This is a genomic window from Plantibacter sp. ME-Dv--P-095, assembly GCF_030209365.1.
Classification (GTDB): Bacteria; Actinomycetota; Actinomycetes; order Actinomycetales; family Microbacteriaceae; genus Plantibacter.
Genome location: NZ_JARVSB010000009.1, coordinates 160,859 through 178,623, shown reverse-complemented (window position 1 = coordinate 178,623; position 17,765 = coordinate 160,859). Strand labels below are relative to the sequence as shown.

Annotated in this window: 18 protein-coding genes; 9 read left to right on the top strand and 9 right to left on the bottom strand. The window is 68.3% G+C overall.

Features of this window, described 5'->3' with window-relative positions; translation table 11 throughout:
* The first annotated feature begins 2 nt into the window (after nucleotides 1–2).
* From QRN26_RS13005 to QRN26_RS12990, 4 genes are read left to right on the top strand one after another with little or no spacing between them, the layout of a single operon-like run.
* Nucleotides 3–896: a F0F1 ATP synthase subunit gamma gene (locus QRN26_RS13005; RefSeq protein WP_056012429.1), complete on the top strand. Its 894-nt coding sequence runs from the start codon at nucleotides 3–5 to the stop codon at nucleotides 894–896.
* Between the two features lie 47 nt (nucleotides 897–943).
* Nucleotides 944–2,410 (top strand): F0F1 ATP synthase subunit beta, encoded by a 1,467-nt coding sequence (gene atpD / locus QRN26_RS13000; RefSeq protein WP_056012426.1) that lies wholly within the window; start codon nucleotides 944–946, stop codon nucleotides 2,408–2,410.
* 2 nt (nucleotides 2,411–2,412) lie between these two features.
* The gene (locus QRN26_RS12995) at nucleotides 2,413–2,688 is read left to right on the top strand and encodes a F0F1 ATP synthase subunit epsilon (RefSeq protein ID WP_056012423.1); all 276 of its coding nucleotides are present in this window, start codon (nucleotides 2,413–2,415) and stop codon (nucleotides 2,686–2,688) included.
* Nucleotides 2,689–2,692: 4 nt separating this feature from the next.
* Entirely contained in the window at nucleotides 2,693–3,454 is a 762-nt protein-coding gene (locus tag QRN26_RS12990) for a YaaA family protein (RefSeq protein WP_285037146.1), read from the top strand.
* Between the two features lie 10 nt (nucleotides 3,455–3,464).
* Here the strand turns inward: QRN26_RS12990 and QRN26_RS12985 are convergent, their stop codons facing one another.
* Both QRN26_RS12985 and QRN26_RS12980 read right to left on the bottom strand, forming a co-directional pair.
* Nucleotides 3,465–4,052, bottom strand: a complete 588-nt coding sequence (locus QRN26_RS12985) for a DNA-3-methyladenine glycosylase I (protein WP_285037145.1) — start codon at nucleotides 4,050–4,052, stop codon at nucleotides 3,465–3,467.
* Nucleotides 4,049–4,636 carry a methylated-DNA--[protein]-cysteine S-methyltransferase gene (locus QRN26_RS12980; protein ID WP_235526833.1) on the bottom strand — a complete coding sequence of 196 codons (588 nt, stop codon included), beginning with the start codon at nucleotides 4,634–4,636 and terminating at the stop codon, nucleotides 4,049–4,051. The genes QRN26_RS12985 and QRN26_RS12980 overlap by 4 nt, the downstream gene beginning before the upstream one ends.
* A gap of 109 nt (nucleotides 4,637–4,745) precedes the next feature.
* Here QRN26_RS12980 and QRN26_RS12975 point away from each other — a divergent pair, with 109 nt between their 5' ends.
* Nucleotides 4,746–5,714: an aldo/keto reductase gene (locus QRN26_RS12975; RefSeq protein WP_285037144.1), complete on the top strand. Its 969-nt coding sequence runs from the start codon at nucleotides 4,746–4,748 to the stop codon at nucleotides 5,712–5,714.
* 8 nt (nucleotides 5,715–5,722) lie between these two features.
* Here the strand turns inward: QRN26_RS12975 and QRN26_RS12970 are convergent, their stop codons facing one another.
* On the bottom strand, nucleotides 5,723–7,480 hold the full coding sequence (locus tag QRN26_RS12970) for a BCCT family transporter (protein ID WP_056012412.1): 1,758 nt from the start codon (nucleotides 7,478–7,480) through the stop codon (nucleotides 5,723–5,725).
* 115 nt (nucleotides 7,481–7,595) lie between these two features.
* Nucleotides 7,596–8,171 carry a TspO/MBR family protein gene (locus QRN26_RS12965; protein WP_285037143.1) on the bottom strand — a complete coding sequence of 192 codons (576 nt, stop codon included), beginning with the start codon at nucleotides 8,169–8,171 and terminating at the stop codon, nucleotides 7,596–7,598.
* A gap of 172 nt (nucleotides 8,172–8,343) precedes the next feature.
* On the opposite strand from QRN26_RS12965, the gene QRN26_RS12960 reads away from it, so the two are divergent.
* Together QRN26_RS12960 and QRN26_RS12955 are read left to right on the top strand one after the other, a co-directional pair.
* The gene (locus QRN26_RS12960; protein WP_285037142.1) at nucleotides 8,344–9,402 is read left to right on the top strand and encodes a glycoside hydrolase family 6 protein; all 1,059 of its coding nucleotides are present in this window, start codon (nucleotides 8,344–8,346) and stop codon (nucleotides 9,400–9,402) included.
* A gap of 55 nt (nucleotides 9,403–9,457) precedes the next feature.
* Nucleotides 9,458–10,417, top strand: coding sequence for a response regulator transcription factor (locus QRN26_RS12955; RefSeq protein WP_502927521.1), 960 nt, complete (start codon nucleotides 9,458–9,460; stop codon nucleotides 10,415–10,417).
* Between the two features lie 54 nt (nucleotides 10,418–10,471).
* Here the strand turns inward: QRN26_RS12955 and QRN26_RS12950 are convergent, their stop codons facing one another.
* Together QRN26_RS12950 and QRN26_RS12945 are read right to left on the bottom strand one after the other, a co-directional pair.
* Nucleotides 10,472–10,846, bottom strand: coding sequence for an Hpt domain-containing protein (locus tag QRN26_RS12950; protein ID WP_056012400.1), 375 nt, complete (start codon nucleotides 10,844–10,846; stop codon nucleotides 10,472–10,474).
* Entirely contained in the window at nucleotides 10,846–12,342 is a 1,497-nt protein-coding gene (locus QRN26_RS12945) for a glycosyltransferase family 2 protein (RefSeq protein ID WP_082456155.1), read from the bottom strand. Before QRN26_RS12945 ends, QRN26_RS12950 begins: the two co-directional genes overlap by 1 nt.
* A 200-nt stretch (nucleotides 12,343–12,542) precedes the next feature.
* Here QRN26_RS12945 and QRN26_RS12940 point away from each other — a divergent pair, with 200 nt between their 5' ends.
* Nucleotides 12,543–13,181: a hypothetical protein gene (locus tag QRN26_RS12940; protein ID WP_235526832.1), complete on the top strand. Its 639-nt coding sequence runs from the start codon at nucleotides 12,543–12,545 to the stop codon at nucleotides 13,179–13,181.
* A 30-nt stretch (nucleotides 13,182–13,211) separates the two neighbouring features.
* Here the strand turns inward: QRN26_RS12940 and QRN26_RS12935 are convergent, their stop codons facing one another.
* The 3 genes from QRN26_RS12935 to QRN26_RS12925 all read right to left on the bottom strand — a co-directional run bounded on the left by QRN26_RS12935 (nucleotide 13,212) and on the right by QRN26_RS12925 (nucleotide 16,680).
* A complete protein-coding gene (locus QRN26_RS12935; RefSeq protein WP_285037140.1) occupies nucleotides 13,212–14,384 on the bottom strand; it encodes a nucleotidyl cyclase domain-containing protein in 1,173 nt (390 codons plus the stop codon).
* Nucleotides 14,381–16,117, bottom strand: a complete 1,737-nt coding sequence (locus QRN26_RS12930) for a sensor histidine kinase (RefSeq protein ID WP_056781822.1) — start codon at nucleotides 16,115–16,117, stop codon at nucleotides 14,381–14,383. The genes QRN26_RS12935 and QRN26_RS12930 overlap by 4 nt, the downstream gene beginning before the upstream one ends.
* An 80-nt stretch (nucleotides 16,118–16,197) precedes the next feature.
* The gene (locus QRN26_RS12925) at nucleotides 16,198–16,680 is read right to left on the bottom strand and encodes an Lrp/AsnC family transcriptional regulator (protein ID WP_056012391.1); all 483 of its coding nucleotides are present in this window, start codon (nucleotides 16,678–16,680) and stop codon (nucleotides 16,198–16,200) included.
* Between the two features lie 200 nt (nucleotides 16,681–16,880).
* Here QRN26_RS12925 and QRN26_RS12920 point away from each other — a divergent pair, with 200 nt between their 5' ends.
* Nucleotides 16,881–17,687: a PP2C family protein-serine/threonine phosphatase gene (locus QRN26_RS12920; protein ID WP_285037139.1), complete on the top strand. Its 807-nt coding sequence runs from the start codon at nucleotides 16,881–16,883 to the stop codon at nucleotides 17,685–17,687.
* Nucleotides 17,688–17,765 lie beyond the last annotated feature (78 nt).

The following is a 17,765-nucleotide window of genomic DNA, read 5'->3' as shown; positions in this document are numbered from 1 at the left end:
CCATGGGCGCTCAACTCCGGGTCTACACGCAGAAGATCAAGTCTGCGCAGACGACCAAGAAGATCACGAAGGCGATGGAGCTCATCGCCGCGTCGCGCATCCAGAAGGCGCAGGCGCGGGTGGCGGCGTCCGGGCCCTACTCTCGTGCGATCACTCGTGCCGTGTCGGCCGTCGCGACGTACTCCAACGTCGACCACGTGCTGACCACTGAGCCCGAGCGGGTTGAGCGGGCCGCGGTCGTCGTGTTCGCGTCCGACCGAGGCCTCGCGGGTGCCTTCAACTCCCAGGTGCTGCGCGAAGCGGCGGAACTGACCGAGCTCCTCCGGAGCCAGGGCAAGGACGTCACGCACTACCTCGTGGGTCGTAAGGCCGTCGCGTACTTCACGTTCCGCCGGATGCAGGCTGCCGGCCAGTGGGTGGGCAACACCGAGAACCCCGACTTCGCCACGGCACAGGAGATCAGCGAGTCCATCCTCAAGGCGTTCCTCACGGACGCCTCCGAGGGCGGGGTCGACGAGATCCACATCGTCTACAACCGCTTGGTGAGCATGATGACGCAGACCCCCGAGGTCGTCCGTCTCCTGCCGCTCGAGGTCGTCGAGGGTGTCGAAGAGCCGACCGACACCGCGGTGCTGCCGCTCTACGAGTTCGAACCGGATGCGGAGAGCGTCCTCGACGCGCTCCTCCCGAACTACATCGAGAGCCGGATCTTCAACGCGCTGTTGCAGTCCTCCGCCGCGAAGCACGCCGCGACGCAGAAGGCGATGAAGTCGGCCAGCGACAACGCCGACAAGCTCATCACCGACTACACCCGCCTCCGAAACAACGCGAGGCAGGCCGAGATCACCCAGCAGATTTCCGAAATCGTTGGCGGCGCAGACGCGCTCTCGTCCTAGTCATCGCAACACGCACACGTATCTGTAGAGACAGAGAAGAGAAGAACATGACTCCCACCGCAACTGCCGAGCAGGGCGCTGCAGAGGTGAAGGCCGGCGCCGTCGGTCGCATCTCCCGCGTCACCGGCCCGGTCGTCGACATCGAGTTCCCGCACGACGCGATCCCGGGCATCTACAACGCCCTGAAGACCAGCGTCGTCATCGGTGAGCAGACGATGGTCCTGACCCTCGAGGTCGCACAGCACCTCGGCGACGACCTCGTCCGCGCGATCGCGCTGAACCCGACCGACGGCCTCGTCCGCGGTCAGGAGGTCACCGACACGGGTTCGCCCATCACGGTGCCCGTCGGCGACGTCACCAAGGGCAAGGTCTTCAATGTCATCGGCGACGTGCTCAACGCCGAGCCCGGCGAGCAGATCGAGATCACCGAGCGCTGGCCGATCCACCGTCAGCCCCCGCCCTTCGACCAGCTCGAGTCGAAGACCCAGCTGTTCGAGACCGGCATCAAGGTCATCGACCTCCTGACGCCGTACGTCCTCGGTGGCAAGATCGGTCTCTTCGGTGGTGCAGGTGTCGGTAAGACGGTCCTCATTCAGGAGATGATCCAGCGTGTCGCGCAGGACCACGGTGGTGTGTCGGTGTTCGCCGGTGTCGGCGAGCGCACCCGTGAGGGCAACGACCTCATCCACGAGATGGAAGAGGCTGGCGTCTTCGAGAAGACGGCCCTCGTGTTCGGCCAGATGGACGAGCCGCCGGGAACGCGTCTTCGCGTCGCGCTGTCGGCTCTGACCATGGCGGAGTACTTCCGCGATGTGCAGAAGCAGGATGTGCTGCTCTTCATCGACAACATCTTCCGCTTCACGCAGGCCGGTTCCGAGGTGTCGACGCTGCTCGGTCGCATGCCGTCCGCGGTGGGCTACCAGCCGAACCTCGCCGACGAGATGGGCCTCCTCCAGGAGCGCATCACCTCGACGCGCGGTCACTCGATCACCTCGCTGCAGGCGATCTACGTCCCCGCCGACGACTACACCGACCCGGCTCCCGCGACGACCTTCGCGCACCTCGACGCCACGACCGAGCTCTCCCGTGAGATCGCGTCGAAGGGTCTGTACCCCGCGGTGGACCCGCTGACCTCGACCAGCCGTATCCTCGACCCCCGCTACCTGGGTGCCGACCACTACCGCGTGGCGACGACGGTCAAGCAGATCCTCCAGAAGAACAAGGAACTCCAGGAGATCATCGCGATCCTCGGTGTCGACGAGCTCTCCGAAGAGGACAAGATCACGGTGTCGCGTGCGCGCCGCATCCAGCAGTTCCTCTCGCAGAACACCTACATGGCGAAGAAGTTCACGGGTGTCGAGGGATCGACCGTCCCGCTGAAGGACACGATCGAGTCCTTCGACGCGATCGCCAAGGGTGAGTTCGACCACGTGGCCGAGCAGGCGTTCTTCAACGTCGGTTCGATCACCGACGTCGAAGAGAAGTGGGCTCAGATCCAGAAGGAAAACGGCTGATCATGGCCGCGACTCCTCTGACCGTGAGCGTCGTCGCAGCCGACCACGAAGTGTGGTCGGGTGCGGCGCGCCAGCTGATCGCGAAGACCGTCGACGGCGAGATCGGCATCCTCCCCGGACACGAGCCGATGCTGGCCATCCTCGCTGCCGGTGAAGTCCGTGTCACGCTCGACGACGGTTCCAAGATCGTCGCGAACGCGGAAGACGGCTTCCTGTCGGTCGAGAACAACACCGTCACCGTCGTGGCCGGCAACGCCACGCTCGTGACCCGCTCCTGAACCGGTGCTGATCCTCCTTCCCCCTTCGGAGACGAAGCGGGACGGCGGCGACGGACCAGCCCTGGACACCGCCTTGCTGCGGTTTCCAGGGCTTTCGTCGTCCCGGAACGATGTCGTCGGAGCCGTGGTGTCGCTCGCTGCCGATGAGGCCGCGACGGTGAAGGCCCTGAAGCTCGGCCCCAAACAGCTCGGCGAGGTCCAGCGCAACCGCGTGGCCGCGACGTCCGCGACGATGCCGGCGATCGACCGGTACACGGGGGTGCTGTTCGACGCGCTCGATGCAGCCACGCTCTCCGTGGACGCGAGACGCTTCGCTGCTGCGCACCTGGTGGTGCACTCGGCGTTGCTCGGCCCGGTCGGCGCGCTCGATTCCATTCCGGCGTACCGGCTCTCCCACGACTCCAGGCTCCCCGGGTTCGTCCTGAAACGTCACTGGGCGGTGCCGGTCGCGCGCGAGCTGGACGCCGTCCCGGGTGTCCTGCTGGACCTGCGCTCGGAAGGCTACGCGGCGCTCGGGCCGTTGCCGGATCGCGACGGTGCCGTGTACCTGCGCGTGCTCACGGTCGGCGACGATGGCCGCCGTCGCGCGCTCAACCACTTCAACAAGCAGGGCAAGGGCCGGTTCGCCCGCGCGCTGTTGGACGCCGGTGTCGACCACCCTGATGTCGGCTCGTTGCTCGACTGGGCGCGATCGTCCGGATGGGTGCTCGACGTCCACGCGCGTGCCGCCGACGGTCGGGTGACCGAGCTCGCCCTCGTCGTCTGACCCCTCCGGATCAGGGCGCACTCTCGGAGCGCCAGCAGCCGACGAGGTGGTCGTCGACGAGGCCGCCGGACTGCATGAGGGCGTACATCGTCGTCGGGCCCACGAACCGGTAGCCGCGCTTCCGCAGGTGGGCGCTGAGCGCGGTGGATTCCGGGGTGATCGCCGGGACGTCGCTCCACTGTGCGAACCGTATCGGACGAGGAGGTGGAGCGAAGCTCCAGAGGAGCTCGTCCAGGTCGTCGCCCAGCTCGAGGGCGGTGCGGGCATTGCCGATGACCGCGTTGACCTTCCCGCGGTGCCGGATGATCCGGGCGTCCTCGAGAAGGCTCTCGACATCGGCCTCCGTCATGCCTGCGACAGCCTCGAGGTCGAAGTCGTGGAACCGCTCGCGGAACGCGGGCCGCTTCCGCAGGATCGTGATCCACGACAGGCCCGCTTGGAACCCCTCGAGGCTGATCTTCTCGAAGACCTGCCGTTGGCCGTGCAGCGGGACGCCCCACTCCTCGTCGTGGTACCGCTGGTATTCCGGATCGGTGCCGGCCCAGGCGCAGCGGGGGAGTCCGTCGGTTCCGAGGACGAGGGATACTGAGCCGGTCATCGGCGGTACGGGATCCCTTCGTGGTCGAGCAGCCACCGTTTGGTCGGCGGCCCGTCACCGCCAGAATAGCCGGTGACGACGCCCCCGGTGCCGAGCACCCGATGGCAGGGGATGAGGAGGGCGATGGTGTTCGCCCGGACCGCCTGTCCGGCGGCGCGGCCACCGCCGGGGGCGCCGGCGGCTGCAGCCAGGGCCCCGTAGCCGGTGGTGGTTCCGAAGCCCACCCCGCGGAGCGCGGACCAGACCGATTCCTGGAACGGTGTGCCCGTCGCGGCGATCGGCACGTCGAACACCGTCCGGCGACCGCGGAAGTACTCGTCGAGCTGCTCGACGGCCTCCAGGAGGACTTCGGTGGGGCGTTCGTCCGAACCGTCGAGTGGGAGCCGCCCATCCTGCTCGAAGCGGACGGCGGAGACCGCCCCGTCGACGGATCGGATCTCCAGCCGCCCGACAGGAGTCGGCATGCGCAGGAACCCGTGGTCGGCGCGGCCGGGTGTCCCGGCGGTGGAGGTGACGGTCGCCGTGATGGGGACGGTCGCCGTGATGGGGACGGTCGCGGTGGTGGGGACGAGGTGTGGAGTCATGGGCCGAGCGTACGAAGGTCACACTGCGGCCGTCGGGGGAGCCGTCTCCTCCTCGGGATTCGGCCGGCGTGGGGCGCCTGTGGAGCGGCGTCGGACTAGCCTGGAGACCATGTCTGCTCTCAGCTATCGTCCGCTCGGTCGCAGCGGCCTCATCGTCTCCGCCGTCGGTATCGGCTGCAACAACTTCGGGCGGCCCGGCACCGTCACCGAGACCCAGGAGGGGACCACGGCCGTGGTCGACGCGGCCATCGACGCCGGCGTGAACCTGTTCGACACGGCCGACATCTACGGTCGCGAGTACGGACTGAGCGAGGAACTGCTCGGACGGGCGTTGGCCGGCCGGCGGGACGAGGTCGTCCTCGCGTCCAAGTTCGGCCACGCGGACTACGAGAGTCCGATCCCGAACTGGGGCTCCAAGGGGTCGCGCCGCTACCTGCGACTCGCGGTCGAGGGCTCGCTCCGCCGGCTCGGTACCGAATGGATCGACCTCTACCAGATGCACACGCCGGACCCGCTGACGCCCATTGAGGAGACGATCGCCGCCCTCGACGAACTCGTCCACGAGGGCAAGATCCGCTACTACGGACATTCCAATTTCGCCGGCTGGCAGGTGACCGAGGCGCACTGGGCGGCGACCTCGGCCGGCCACCCCGCCTTCGTCTCCACCCAGAACGAGTACAGCCTGCTCGTCCGCGGAGCCGAACGTGAGGTGTTCCCCGCGATGCGAGCGGCAGGCGTCGGCTTCCTGCCCTACTTCCCGCTCTCGAACGGCTTGTTCACGGGGAAGTTCTCGCGCGAGGGCGGGCCGGCCGAGAGCCGGATCATGCGCCAGCGCAAGCACATCCTGGACCAGGCGCCCTGGGACGCGATCGAGGCCTACCAGGCGTTCTGCGACGAGCGCGGCATCAGCATGCTCGAAGCGACGTTCGGGTGGCTGCTCGCGCGCGACGGACTGACGAGCGTCATCGCCGGAGCGACGACGCCCGCACAGATCCGCGCGAACGCCGCCGCTGGTTCTGCGTGGTCACCGACGGACGAGGAGACGGCCTGGATCTCCGACCGGTTCCCGCTCGACTGAGCGTCGCGTCAGCGCCCGGAATCCGGACGGTCCGATTCCGCTGACGTCGACGCATCGGTCGCCGGAGGTGCGTCGGGCGAAGCCAGTTGCCGGAGGTCGAGCTGAGCGGTCATCGTCCCGAGATGCTCGGTGACCTGCTCCGTCACCTGGTCGGACACCTGCCCGCTGAGGTCGGCGGAGACGCTCTCCGTGAGTTCCGCCGCGAACAGACGGCGCTTGGCCCGCTGCTCCCGGCGGACCTCGATGCCGAACGCCTTGAACGACGAGACGCACATCAGGATGATCACGATGCTGAAGGGCAGCGCCGTGATGATCGCCGCCGTCTGCATGGAGGCGAGACCGCCCGCGATCAGCAGGGAGATCGCCAGCAGGCTCGTCACGAGCGCCCAGGCGATCCGCACCCGGTTGCGCGGCTCGGTGCCACCGGTCGTGAGCATCCCCATGACGAGGGAACCCGAGTCCGCGGAGGTCACGAAGAACAGCAGGATGAGGAGCAGGGCGCCGACGGTCGCGATGGAGCCGCCCGGAAGGCCGGCCAGCATGTTGAACAGTGCGGTGTTGAGGTCGACCGGTCCGTCGGAGCCGCTGAAGTCCCGCCCCTCGAGCGACTGCATGATGGCGGTGCCACCGAGCACGGCGAACCAGAGGAAGGTCACGAGGGTCGGGACGAGCAGGACCCCGAGGACGAACTGCCGCACGGTGCGGCCCTTGGAGATGCGGGCGATGAACACGCCGACGAACGGCGCCCAGGACATCCACCAGCCCCAGTAGAAGGTCGTCCACGACGACTGCCAGGCCTCACCCGCGGCACCCTGGTAGGCGGAGACGTTGAACGTCAGTCCGACGACGTTCTGCAGGTACGCGCCCATGGACTGGACCCACTCGCGGAGGAGGAACAGCGTCGGACCGGCGAACAGGACGAAGAACAGCAGCAGGCCGGCCAGGATGAGGTTCGTGTTCGAGAGCCACTTCATGCCCTTGTGCACGCCGGAGACGAGCGAGAAGATCGTGACGCCGGTGATCACCAGGATGAGGATGACCTGGGTGAGGATGTTCGGCTCGGCGATGCCCGTGTACCCGAGTCCGGCCGAGATCTGCAGGACACCGAGCCCGAGGGAGGTCGCGACACCGAAGACCGTGCCGATGACGGCGATGGTGTCGATCGCGTTGCCCCAGCCGCCCTGGACGCGCTTGCCGAGGAGCGGCTCGATGGCCCAACGGATCGACATCGGACGTCCCTTGCGGTGGACGGCGTAGGCCAGCGCGACGCCGACGACCGCGTAGATCGACCAGGCGTGCAGCCCCCAGTGCAGGTACGTCTGGCTCATCGCCTGCTGCGCCAGGGACTGCTGCGAACCGACGACGCCAGGCCGCGGCTCCAGGAAGTGCGTGAGCGGCTCACCGACCCCGTAGAAGACGAGCCCGATGCCCATGCCGGCGGCGAAGAGCATCGAGAACCAGGACATCAACGAGAACTCCGGCTCGTCGTCGTCCTTGCCGAGCTTGATGTCGCCGAACTTCGAGACCGCGAAGACGATCGCCACGATCACGAACGCGGCCACGAGGAGGACGTAGTACCACCCGAGGCCGCCGATGATCCCCGACTGGATGGACCCGAAGACCGACTCGGCCTGTTCGGGGAGCAGGATCGAGAACAGTGCGACGCCGAGGATGACGACGAGGGCGGGCCCGAGCACCCAGGGGATGACCTTCGTCGGCGCCTTCGCGGTGGCCGCGTCGGAGGTGGGGATGGTCTTGGTGCTCACTGATGCGCTCCTCGGGCCGTGCGGACGACCCTGCGTCGTCCCGCCCACCAAGGGTAGGGAGCGGCGGCGATCCGGACAACGTTGCGACGAAGGCCCGGGTGTGCTGTGCCGTCGGTCAGCTGTTCAGTGCCGCGAGTGACCAGTTGAGGGTCGTGGCGAAGAGCAACCACGCCCAGTAGGGGATGAGGAGCACGGCGGCGACCCGCGAGACCTCCCAGAAGGCGAACATGGTCGCGAGGACGGCGAGGTCGAGCGCGAGGATGATGACGAGGGCGACCCACAGGGCCGGCGCGCCGACGAACGGATACAGCCCGAAGAAGCACGGGGTCCAGAGGGCGTTGAGCACCAGCTGGACGATGTACAGGACGAGCGCCCGGCTCGCGCCGTCGCTCAGCTCGGGCGTCCCCTCCCGTCGTCGTCGCCAGACCAACCACGCGGCCACCGCGATCATCGTGTACAGCACCGCCCACACGGGACCGAAGATCCAGTTCGGCGGGTTCCAGGCCGCTTTATCTGCGTCGGCGTACCAACCGTCGATCTGCTCCATGGTCGTCAGCGAGCCGAACGCCGCGACCGCGAACGCGATCAGGAGGAAGCAGAGGAGCGCGAGCGCGGAACGCCACGCCGGATCGGTGCGCCTCGGGCCGATGGATCGGACGTCCGGTGACGTCGGTGCTGTCGACTCGGACATCGTGCCTCCTGGTGTCGGGCGAGGGGTTGGAACCGCACGTCGAGCCTAGGACGGGGCGCGCATCGTCCGCACCCCTTGCGTGCGACCCCCGCTCGGGGGACGGATTCGGGCGAATCGGCACCGTGCGACCGGAATGTCGGGCAGAATTGCGGATGACCATGCTGGAGGATCCGTGCCGAGAACGCCCCGCGACCGACGTCGCACCCGCACGGCCGTCGCCCTCGGCGTCGTCGCCGTCCTCCTCGCCGGAGGAGCCCTCGCGGTGTCGATCGTGAGCCGCGTCCCGAGCGCCGCAGCAGGCCCGTTCGACGGCGCACAGTTGTACGTCGATCCCACCTCACTGGCCGCCCGTGCAGCTGCGGAGGCGGGCCTGGCGTCTCAGGATCCGACGTCTTCCGCCACCACCGGGACGAGTGGCGGCTCGAACGGTGATCCCTCGGACTCTGCACAGCAGCGCGCGGCGGCGGCTCGGCTGGCGAGTGAACCGACGGCGATCTGGCTCGTGCCTGAGCGGTACCCGATGGGCACGGTCGAGGAGACGGTGTCGGACATCGTCCGCTCGGCCGAGCGCGCAGGCGCGATGCCGGTCTTCACCGTCTACGGCGTTCCCGAGCGCGACTGCGGCAACGAGTCCGCCGGTGGCCTCTCGAGTGACGACTATCAGGACTGGGTGGCCGAGATCGTCGCGGCCGTCGCCGACCATCGGGTGGCGATCGTCCTCGAGCCGGACGCGGTCGCCCTCGCACCCGACTGCGGCGACCGGACCGCCCGCATGCAGCAGCTCAGTGCCGCGACGAAGCAATTCGCGGCAGCGTCTGTGCCCGTGTATCTCGACGGCGGGCACTCCGACTGGCGACCGCCGTCGGAGATGGCCGGACTCCTCAAGGAGGCCGGCGTGGCCGACGCGACGGGCTTCGCGACCAACGTCTCGAACTACAACGCGACCGAGGACGAGATCGCCTATGCCGAGGAGCTGAGCGGACTGCTCGACGGCGCCCACTACGTCATCGACACCTCCCGGAACGGCAGCGGTTCGAACGGCGAATGGTGCAACCCGTCAGGTCGGACGGTCGGGCAGCAACCGCTCACGGCGCAGGCCGAGCACCTCGACGCGAACCTGTGGGTGAAAGCCCCCGGCGAGAGCGACGGGGCATGCAACGGTGGCCCCCTTGCTGGGGTATGGTGGCCGGAGCAGGCCGTGCAACTGGCCAAGGGATTCAGCGCGTGGTGAGCCGGCGACGGCCACATCCGGCATGTCGCTGACGGGTGGAACGGGTAGGGGCATCGTGACCGATCAGCTGAGCGAACGTCGAACCGCGGTCGTCATCGAGGACGACGCTGACATCCGTCAACTGCTCGAAACCGTGTTGGAACAGGCCGGCTTCGAGACGGTTTCCGCTGCGAACGGTCTGGACGGCGTGGAGGCGGTCCGCCTGCACGACCCCCTCGTCACCACGCTGGACGTCAGCATGCCAGGGATCGACGGCTTCGAGGCGGCCAAGCGGATCCGGGCCATCAGCTCGACCTACATCGTGATGCTCACGGCCCGTGGCGACGAGATCGACACCCTGCAGGGGCTCGACTCCGGCGCCGACGACTACATGACCAAGCCGTTCCGACCCCGTGAACTCCGGGCGCGCATCGAGGCGATGCTGCGTCGGCCTCGCGCGAACGGCGAGGCGGCTGCCGCGCCGACTCCGGCGCCTGTCCAGCCATCACCGGCCGCGGCCGTCGTGCCGCAGGTGCAGCCCGTGCCCCAGGCGCAGCCCATGTCCCAGCAGCCCGTGCCGCAGCAGCCGGTCCAGTCGTCCGATCCCACGATCGTGCACGAGAACGTCGCGCGTCACGCCGCTCAGGTCGGTCAATCGGTCGTCCCCATCATCATGCAGCCCACGACATCCGCTTCCGACGATGTCGAGGGGTGGCTCGTCCACCGAGGTCTCAAGCTGAGTCCCGCCACGCGCATCGTCGAGGTGGACGGTGGCGAGGTCGACCTGACGCGGAGCGAGTTCGACCTGCTGCAGGCCCTCATGGAGTCCCGGCGTCGGGTGCGCAGCAAGGCGGACCTGGCGCTCATGCTCCGAGGCGAGAGCTACATCACCGCGTACTACGTCAGTGAGGCCGACAAGCGCGCCATCGAGGTCCACCTCGCCAACTTGCGCCGGAAGCTCGCGGACAGCACCGTCGCGCCGCGCTTCATCGAGACGGTCCGCGGCGTCGGCTACCGCATGACCTCCGACGACTGAGCGGACGCCCCTCCAGACCGGAGCCGGTCCGTCTCCGACGGGACCATCCGTCGGTCACGCCTCCGAGACGTCGGCCGCGTCCAGTTCGAGCAGCCGTTCGCAGCTGCGCGCTCCGAGCTCTGCGAGCGCGGACCGGATGTCCGCGGCCCGTACGAGGTCGGCCTGCTCCACGGCGCGCAGTCCGGCGCTCGCCAGGGCGGAGACCCCGATCACACCGAGCATGACGCTGGACGAGCGGATGCTGAGGAGGACGACCTTCGCCTCGTCGAGGTCCTCCGCCTCGAGTGCGGCTTCGAGACGGCTGAGGCGCGTCGGCCACATCTCGACGTAGGTGTGGACGAAACGACGACGACTGCGCAGGTCGCCCGAGAGCTCTCGGAGCAACCTGCGCAGTTCGCCGGCGTCGACGGTTCCTGGGTCGGACGTCATCACACCCGGTAGCCGCGCTGGCGACGGATGAGCTTGCCGAACATGCTGAGCGTCTGCAGCACGGTGATGACGCCGAGCACGGGCCAACCCGCCCAGAGGATCGTGGACTGCACGACGGGGGACAGCTGGGTCCAGACGGCGACGATCGCGATGATCGCGGCGAGGACGAAGAGCAGCGGCGCGAGGTGGGCGTTGCCCGAACCACGCTCGGCCTTGGCCTGCTCCGCCCAGTTGTCGACCTTCTTGTTCGACGCGAACTTCGACCATGCACGGATGAAGTGGCCCATACGGATCCACATGTAGAACTCGGCGGGGAACACCAGGACGGCGAAGAGGATGTCGCGGGTGTTGCGCTTCTTCATCGACAGCGCGATGCGGAGGTTGAGAAGGATCGCGACGACCGGCGGGATGAGCCACACCGGGCTGAACACGAAGGCGTGGATCGACAGCGAACCGGCGAGCAGCACGATGAAGAGGATGCGCGTGACGATGTTGAGGAGCATCTCGGCGTTCTCGAGCCACCGCAGTCGGAGGTTCGGGTGGAACGGCTGCCCCTTGGTGTCGCCGCGCTGGCCCGGCCACATGAGCTCGATGGCGCCGTAGTTCCACTTGACCTGCTGCGCGTCGAGGGAGCGGACCGTCGTCATACCGCCGACGTCGGCGCGGGCGCGGGCGCTGATCTTTGTGAGGTACCCGGCGCTCTTGATCTGCAAGGAGAGGAGCGAGTCCTCGACCTCGGAGTCCTTCACCCACGGGGTGGACTGGTGGTTCTGCTCCATGGCGTCGCGCAGCGCCTGGACGGAGAAGATGGAGTACTGCCCGCCGAGCACGGCCATGTTGCGGCCTCGCAGCATGTTCTGCATGTTGAACGCGGCGAACTGCGTGCGCTGGCCGGCGATGAGGAAGGCCGGGATGATCTGCTTCTTGAACGGCTCGTCGTCGATCGAGAAGATCGCGGAGATACCGCCGATGCGGGTGTCCGAGACGATCTCCGCTTCGAGGGACTCGATGGCCGTCGGGTCGGCGACCGTGTCGCCGTCGACGCCGAGGAGGTAGTCGTACCCCTCGACGAGCGTGAAGCCGTAGTTCAGCGCACCGACCTTCTTGTCGGGGTTCTTGCCGATGTCGTGGATGAACACCTCGGTGAACTGTTCGTACCCGTGCTCGTCGACCTTCGAGTGCGGGCCGGCGTAGGGTGCTGCGACGTCGACCGAGCGGTCGGTGGTGTTGTTGATGACCACGTGGATCACGTCGGGCATCCGCGTCTGCTCGAGCAGGGAGGCCAGGACGGCCGGCAGCGACTCCTCCTCGTTGTAGGCGGGGATGATGCAGCCGATGGTGGCCCGGTACTCGGGAAGCGAGTTGACCGAGTCGATGAATTCGTTCGCATACGCTTCAAGTTCGGGCGCGAGAAGCGGCTGGGTCTGAATGTACCGAGGGTCAGCCTGCTGTGCGGCGGGCCGAGTGTTGTCGGGTCGCGCTTCGAGTTCTGACATCAGAGGTCCTGTTCTGAGGGGGCCGGATACAGCGGTTCGCGCTGTAGAGCCAACTCTGCCGCGCCGGGTGCTGGTTTGGCGCGCGAATGCGATAGCGTCGGCTCAGGATTTCCTCAAGATTCGCTGTGCCCCCAGTTCAGGGGGTCGCGCGACGTCCTGAGCATCGCCCGACCACCCCTCCGAACCCCGCCAGGAGTCCCATGTCCCAGCAGCCCAGCCCGGTGCGGAACCGGCGCCTCGTCCACGCCGCGCAGCTCGCGACCGCAGCGCTCCTCGTCCTCGGCCTGAGCGCCTGTGGGACCCCGCCGTGGGAGGAGCCAGGTGCCGGGCCGACGGCGTCGCCGCGGACCTCGAAGACGCCGAAGCCGACGGTCAGTGCCATCACGAACGAACTGGCGAGCGGGAGCGCGAAGCACTCCCTGACGGCGGGGTCGGCGACGCTCTCGGTCGACTACTGGTCGACGCTCTCGATGGACGCGTGGACGGCCGACGTCAACAAGCCCGTGAGCTTCTCACTGAGCGGCATCCTCACCCCCGACGACCTCCAGGCGCTCTACCTGTCGCGGGTGACGCTCACGACGACCGTCCACGGGCCCACCGGGCAGCTGGAGTCGCCGGCACCGTTCACGGACCAGTCGACGGTGGCCCCCGGGTACCTGATCAAGGCGCCGTACAGCTACAGCCAGACCTTCGTGCTCCCTGAGGTGGACAGCGCCGCCACCGGCGTCACGCTGACGATCACCTACGAACTGCTCGTCCAGGCGACCCCGACGTCGGCAGAGTACGCGAAGCAGACCGCGGTGGACACACTGACCATCGCGATCGCCCAACCGGAGTGATCGCGGGACCTCGCCTGCTCGGCGAGGTCCTCAGGCGCCCGCCGCCGTTGACGCGGCGAGGACGGTCCGGTTGCCTCCGGCGTCGGACGCGCGGAGGCTGGCGTCCCTGGCCGCTCGGGTGAGCACCCCGACGTTGTAGCCGAGGTAGTCGGTGAGGGCGATGCCGATGCTCGCGGTGGGGCGGAGCCGGGGCGTCGTCTCCACGGGGTGGTCGAGCAGACCGTCCTGGATGCCGGCCGCCGCCTGCAGCGCCGCGTCGACGTCCACCGCGGGCGTCGCGATGAGGAGGCATCCCGCGCCGTCCTCCCCGATGTCGGAGAGCGTCGGTCCGTGCCGACGGATCGAGGAGATGAACCCCCCGGCGACCTCGCTGCTGAAGTTCGAGCCGAACGCCGTCGTCATCTCGTCGAGGTCGTCGAGCCGGATGTGCAGGATCGCGAGCTGTTCGTCGTGGAAGTTGGCGCGCTCCAGCCAGTCGTCGGCGATCCTGATGAAGGACTCGTGCAGGAGGACGTCGTCACCGGTGTACGCGACGATGCTGCCGTGTCGGCGGCTCGCCGGGGCGGCCCGTTCGGCGCGGAGGACGGACAGCACCACGGTCGCCACGATCAGGAGGGCGATGAGGAGGAGCGAGGAGGCGACCGTCCCGAAGAACGTAGTGAAGAACCTGCCTGACGAGCCCTCGACGAGGAAGACGACGAACCGTGCCGTGAAGAACACGGCGGCGATGCCGAGCACGACGGTGAACCCCCGCGTGCTCGGGTTGTCGCGCATCGCGCCGGTGAGGGTCTCGGCGGTCCCGAGCCCGGCGAACAGTGCGATGCACGCGAACGTCACGCCCGATCCGGCCCACGGCCCGCCGGACGGACCAGCGGCGAGGGCTGCCACGACGGTGACCGTCGCGCCGACGAGGGAGATCCACAGCAGATTCGACCGACCGTTGAACAGTCGGGCTCCGGACCACAGCGCGGCGATGCTCAGGACGTAGCCGCCGTTCCCCGCCGCGGTGGCCCACCAGGCGTCGGGGCTGAGCGCACCGACCACGTAGGAGAAGCTCGTGAACATCCCCGCCATGTACGACACGGACCACACCCGCCCGCTGGCGTCGTCCTTCCGCATGAAGGTGTTGACGATGAACGTCGCACCGCAGACGAAGATCACGAGCGCGTTGATCACGGCGACGGTCTGCGTGTCGAGGGTCATTCGGTCCGGCCTCTCGGAATACGGACGACCGCGGTGGTGCCCTCGCCCAGGACGCTGTGGAGCGTCAGGTCACCGCCGTGGAGTCTGACGATGTCGCGACTGATGGCGAGGCCGAGCCCGCTGCCGTGCACGGTCGAATTGCGGACGAGGTCCGAACGGAAGAACCGCTCGAAGAGTTTCGGCTGGTCCTTCTCCGAGATGCCGATGCCCGTGTCGCGCACGATCACCCAGGCCGTGTCGCCCTCGGCCGTGACACCGACGCTCAGTTCACCGCCGTCACGGTTGTACTTGATGCCGTTCGACAACAGGTTGTCGACGACCTGGCGGAGCCGGAACGGGTCGGCGAAGAGCGGCACCGCTTCCTCGTCGTGGCGGACGATGGTGATGTTCCGCTCGGCGGCGAGGTGCGCGAGCGACTCGACCGCGACGTCGACGATCTCGCGGAGTTCGCAGTCGGAGCGCTTGAGCGCCATCGTCCGGTTCACGTCGCGGGAGGCGGCGAGGATGTCGGCGATGAGTTCCAGGAGTCGGTCGCCGTTGGTCTGCGCGATCGTGAGTTGCTTCGCGACACGGGGCGGCAGCTCAGGGTCGTCGAGCGCGAGGTCGAGGTAGCCGAGGATCGAGGTGAGCGGCGTCCGGAGCTCGTGCGACACGGACGCGACGAGGTCGTCCCTCGCCCGGATCGCGTTGATCTCCGTCGTGACGTTCCGCGAGACGAGGACGGTGCCGTCGTACCCGCCCTCGTGGTCGTAGAGCCGCCGAGAGGTGAGTGCGAGGGCGACCCGCTCGGTGCCGGGAGCTCCGAGCCAGACGGTCAGGTTCTCGAACTCCTCACCACGACGCGCCCGGATGTAGGGCTTGTCCTGCGGTTCGAGCGGCGTCAGCCCGTCCTCCGCCCACACCGGGAGGTCGGGGTTGACGTCGGACAGTTCGCCCACCTCGTCCTGCAGGCGGGTCTGGAACCGGTTCACCATCGCCCTGGCGCCGATGCGGTCGAAGCGGACCACGCCGAAGTTGACCGCGTTCAGGATCTCCGCGAGGCGGCTCTCCTGATCCTGGGCGCGCCAGAGGGCGGTCTCCAGCTGGCCGGCCTGCTTGTTGAGGAGCACCCGCTGGGCTTCCGTCCGTTTCGCCGTCATCGCTGTGGACACGGCGACGAATCCGAGCACCATCGGAAGGATGACGAGACCGGGGAGGTTGGCGAGGGTGATCTGCCCCGGGGTCATGGCCAGCGTCGACCAGGTCGACGCGCATACGAGGACGATGGCGGTGACGGCCCCCGAGAGTCCGAAGGCCGTCGCCATCCAGATGGTCGGGAAGACCCAGAGGAGGCCGGCGCCGATCACGGGTTCGCCCTGCCGGATGAACGCGATGGCGATGATGTCGAGGATGGGGAGCGCGATGAGGAGCCGCGGCACCTGATGCCAGGGAACGATCGGAGCGAGCGCCGTCGCGATGAACGCGAGGATGACGCCGACGTAGAACAGGACGGAGTTGTCCTCGACACCCTGGAACAACAGCGTCGCGAACAGGATGGCGACGACGGCCAGTCCGAAGAGGAGCTGCGGGAAGGCGCTGTACCCGGTCATCCGTCCGACGCGTCGGGGGACCTCCACGGCGTGCGGGCCGGTCCTCACGGGGCCGGTGTCGCCGCCGCTCGCCGACCCGTGGGTGGCGCTGGACCGCGACTCGTCGGACGGGGGCGTCCGTTCTCCGGTCGGCTTCGCGGGCATGGGTTGAGAGTACCGCGATCGGGGGGTACGCGGTGCGCAACGCGCACGTCGGTGCCGACCACGGATCCCCGGGCCGGGACTTACCGGGTTCCCCAGTCGTAGAGCTGCTTGTGCAGGCGCAGATAGACGAAGGTCTCGGTTCCCGCGACGCCGTCGATCGTGCGGATGTCGTCGTTCAGGAGCGCGATGAGCTCCTCGTCGTCCTCGCAGACGACCTCGACCAGGAGGTCGAAGGATCCGGCCGTGAGCACCACGTAGTCCACGGCGGCCAGGCCGGCCAGGCGGTCCGCGACGACGCGGGTGTCACCCGCCACCCGCACACCGATCATCGCCTGGCGTGTGAAGCCGAGCTGCATTGGGTCGGTGACCGCGACGATCTGGATGACCCCGGACTCCGTGAGCTTCTGCACCCGCTGCCGGACGGCCGCCTCGCTGAGCCCGACCGCCTTCCCGATCTCGGCATAGGAACGGCGTCCATCGGTCTGCAGCTGCTCGATGATCGCCTTCGAGGTGTCATCGGGCTGGGCCGCCTTCGAATGCGGATCGGAGCTCGCTCGTATCATGCGTCGATCATGGCAGCGGCGCCCACCTGCGGCAAGCGGATCCGCAGGGCTGGGCGACCGCGGCCGACGGATCCGTCATTCCGCTCGCCGATCCCCGTTCTGGAATCGGAGGAGCGGCGTGGGGCGGTCGGGCGGCGCATCGGTACCGTACTATCGTCGATGGTGCATCAGCCACCGCCAGCCGTATTAGAGGAGCAGACGTGACCGAGCACGGGCAACGGATCGTCACGCTGCCCGGCGGACGTCGGCTTTCCCTGGCGTGGGCCGGGATGACGGACGTGGGCAAGCGGCGCGAGCTGAACGAGGACGCCTTAGTGGCACTGCCTCCTGTGTTCGCCGTCGCCGACGGCATGGGTGGCCACTCCGCCGGGGAAGTCGCGAGCGCCGCGGTCGCCCACCGTCTGACCCTTGCGACCGACGGTGCGGAGATCCTCACCGTGGACGGCCTCGTCGACGCGCTGCGCATGGCGGTGGCCGACATGATCGACACCGCGGAAGAGGGCGAGCTCGGTATGGGCACGACCGTCACCGGCGTCGTGTTGACGGCCGACGAGGGCGAGGGCAGGGTGGCGGTCTTCAACATCGGCGACTCGCGCGTGTACCGCTTGCAGGACGGCGAGCTCGTCCAGATGACCGAGGACCACTCGATCGTGCAGGAACTCATCCGTGCCGGAGCGATCAGCCCGGAGGAGGCCGAGTTCCACCCCAACAGCAACATGATCACCCGGGCCGTCGGTCCGTCCGACGATCCGGTGCCGGACGTCGAACTCTTCCCGATCCAGGGTGGCGCCCGATGGCTCGTGTGCTCCGACGGGCTCACCAAGGAACTCACCGATCACGGGATCTGGTACTTCCTCACCGAGGGGAGCACCCCCGTCGACGCCGCGGAGCTGCTCCTGCGCGCCGCGCTCGACAACGGCGGTCGTGACAACGTCTCGGTCGTGGTCCTCGACATCGCCGAGCTCGACGACGCGGCGGACGAGCCCCAGGAGCAGCCGGGCTCCTGAGCCCGCTCCACAGCCTCCGTCCTCGGCCTGGCCACTCCACGAGGCCGGGTCCGGCGATGTCCCGACCCGTCGCCGTGC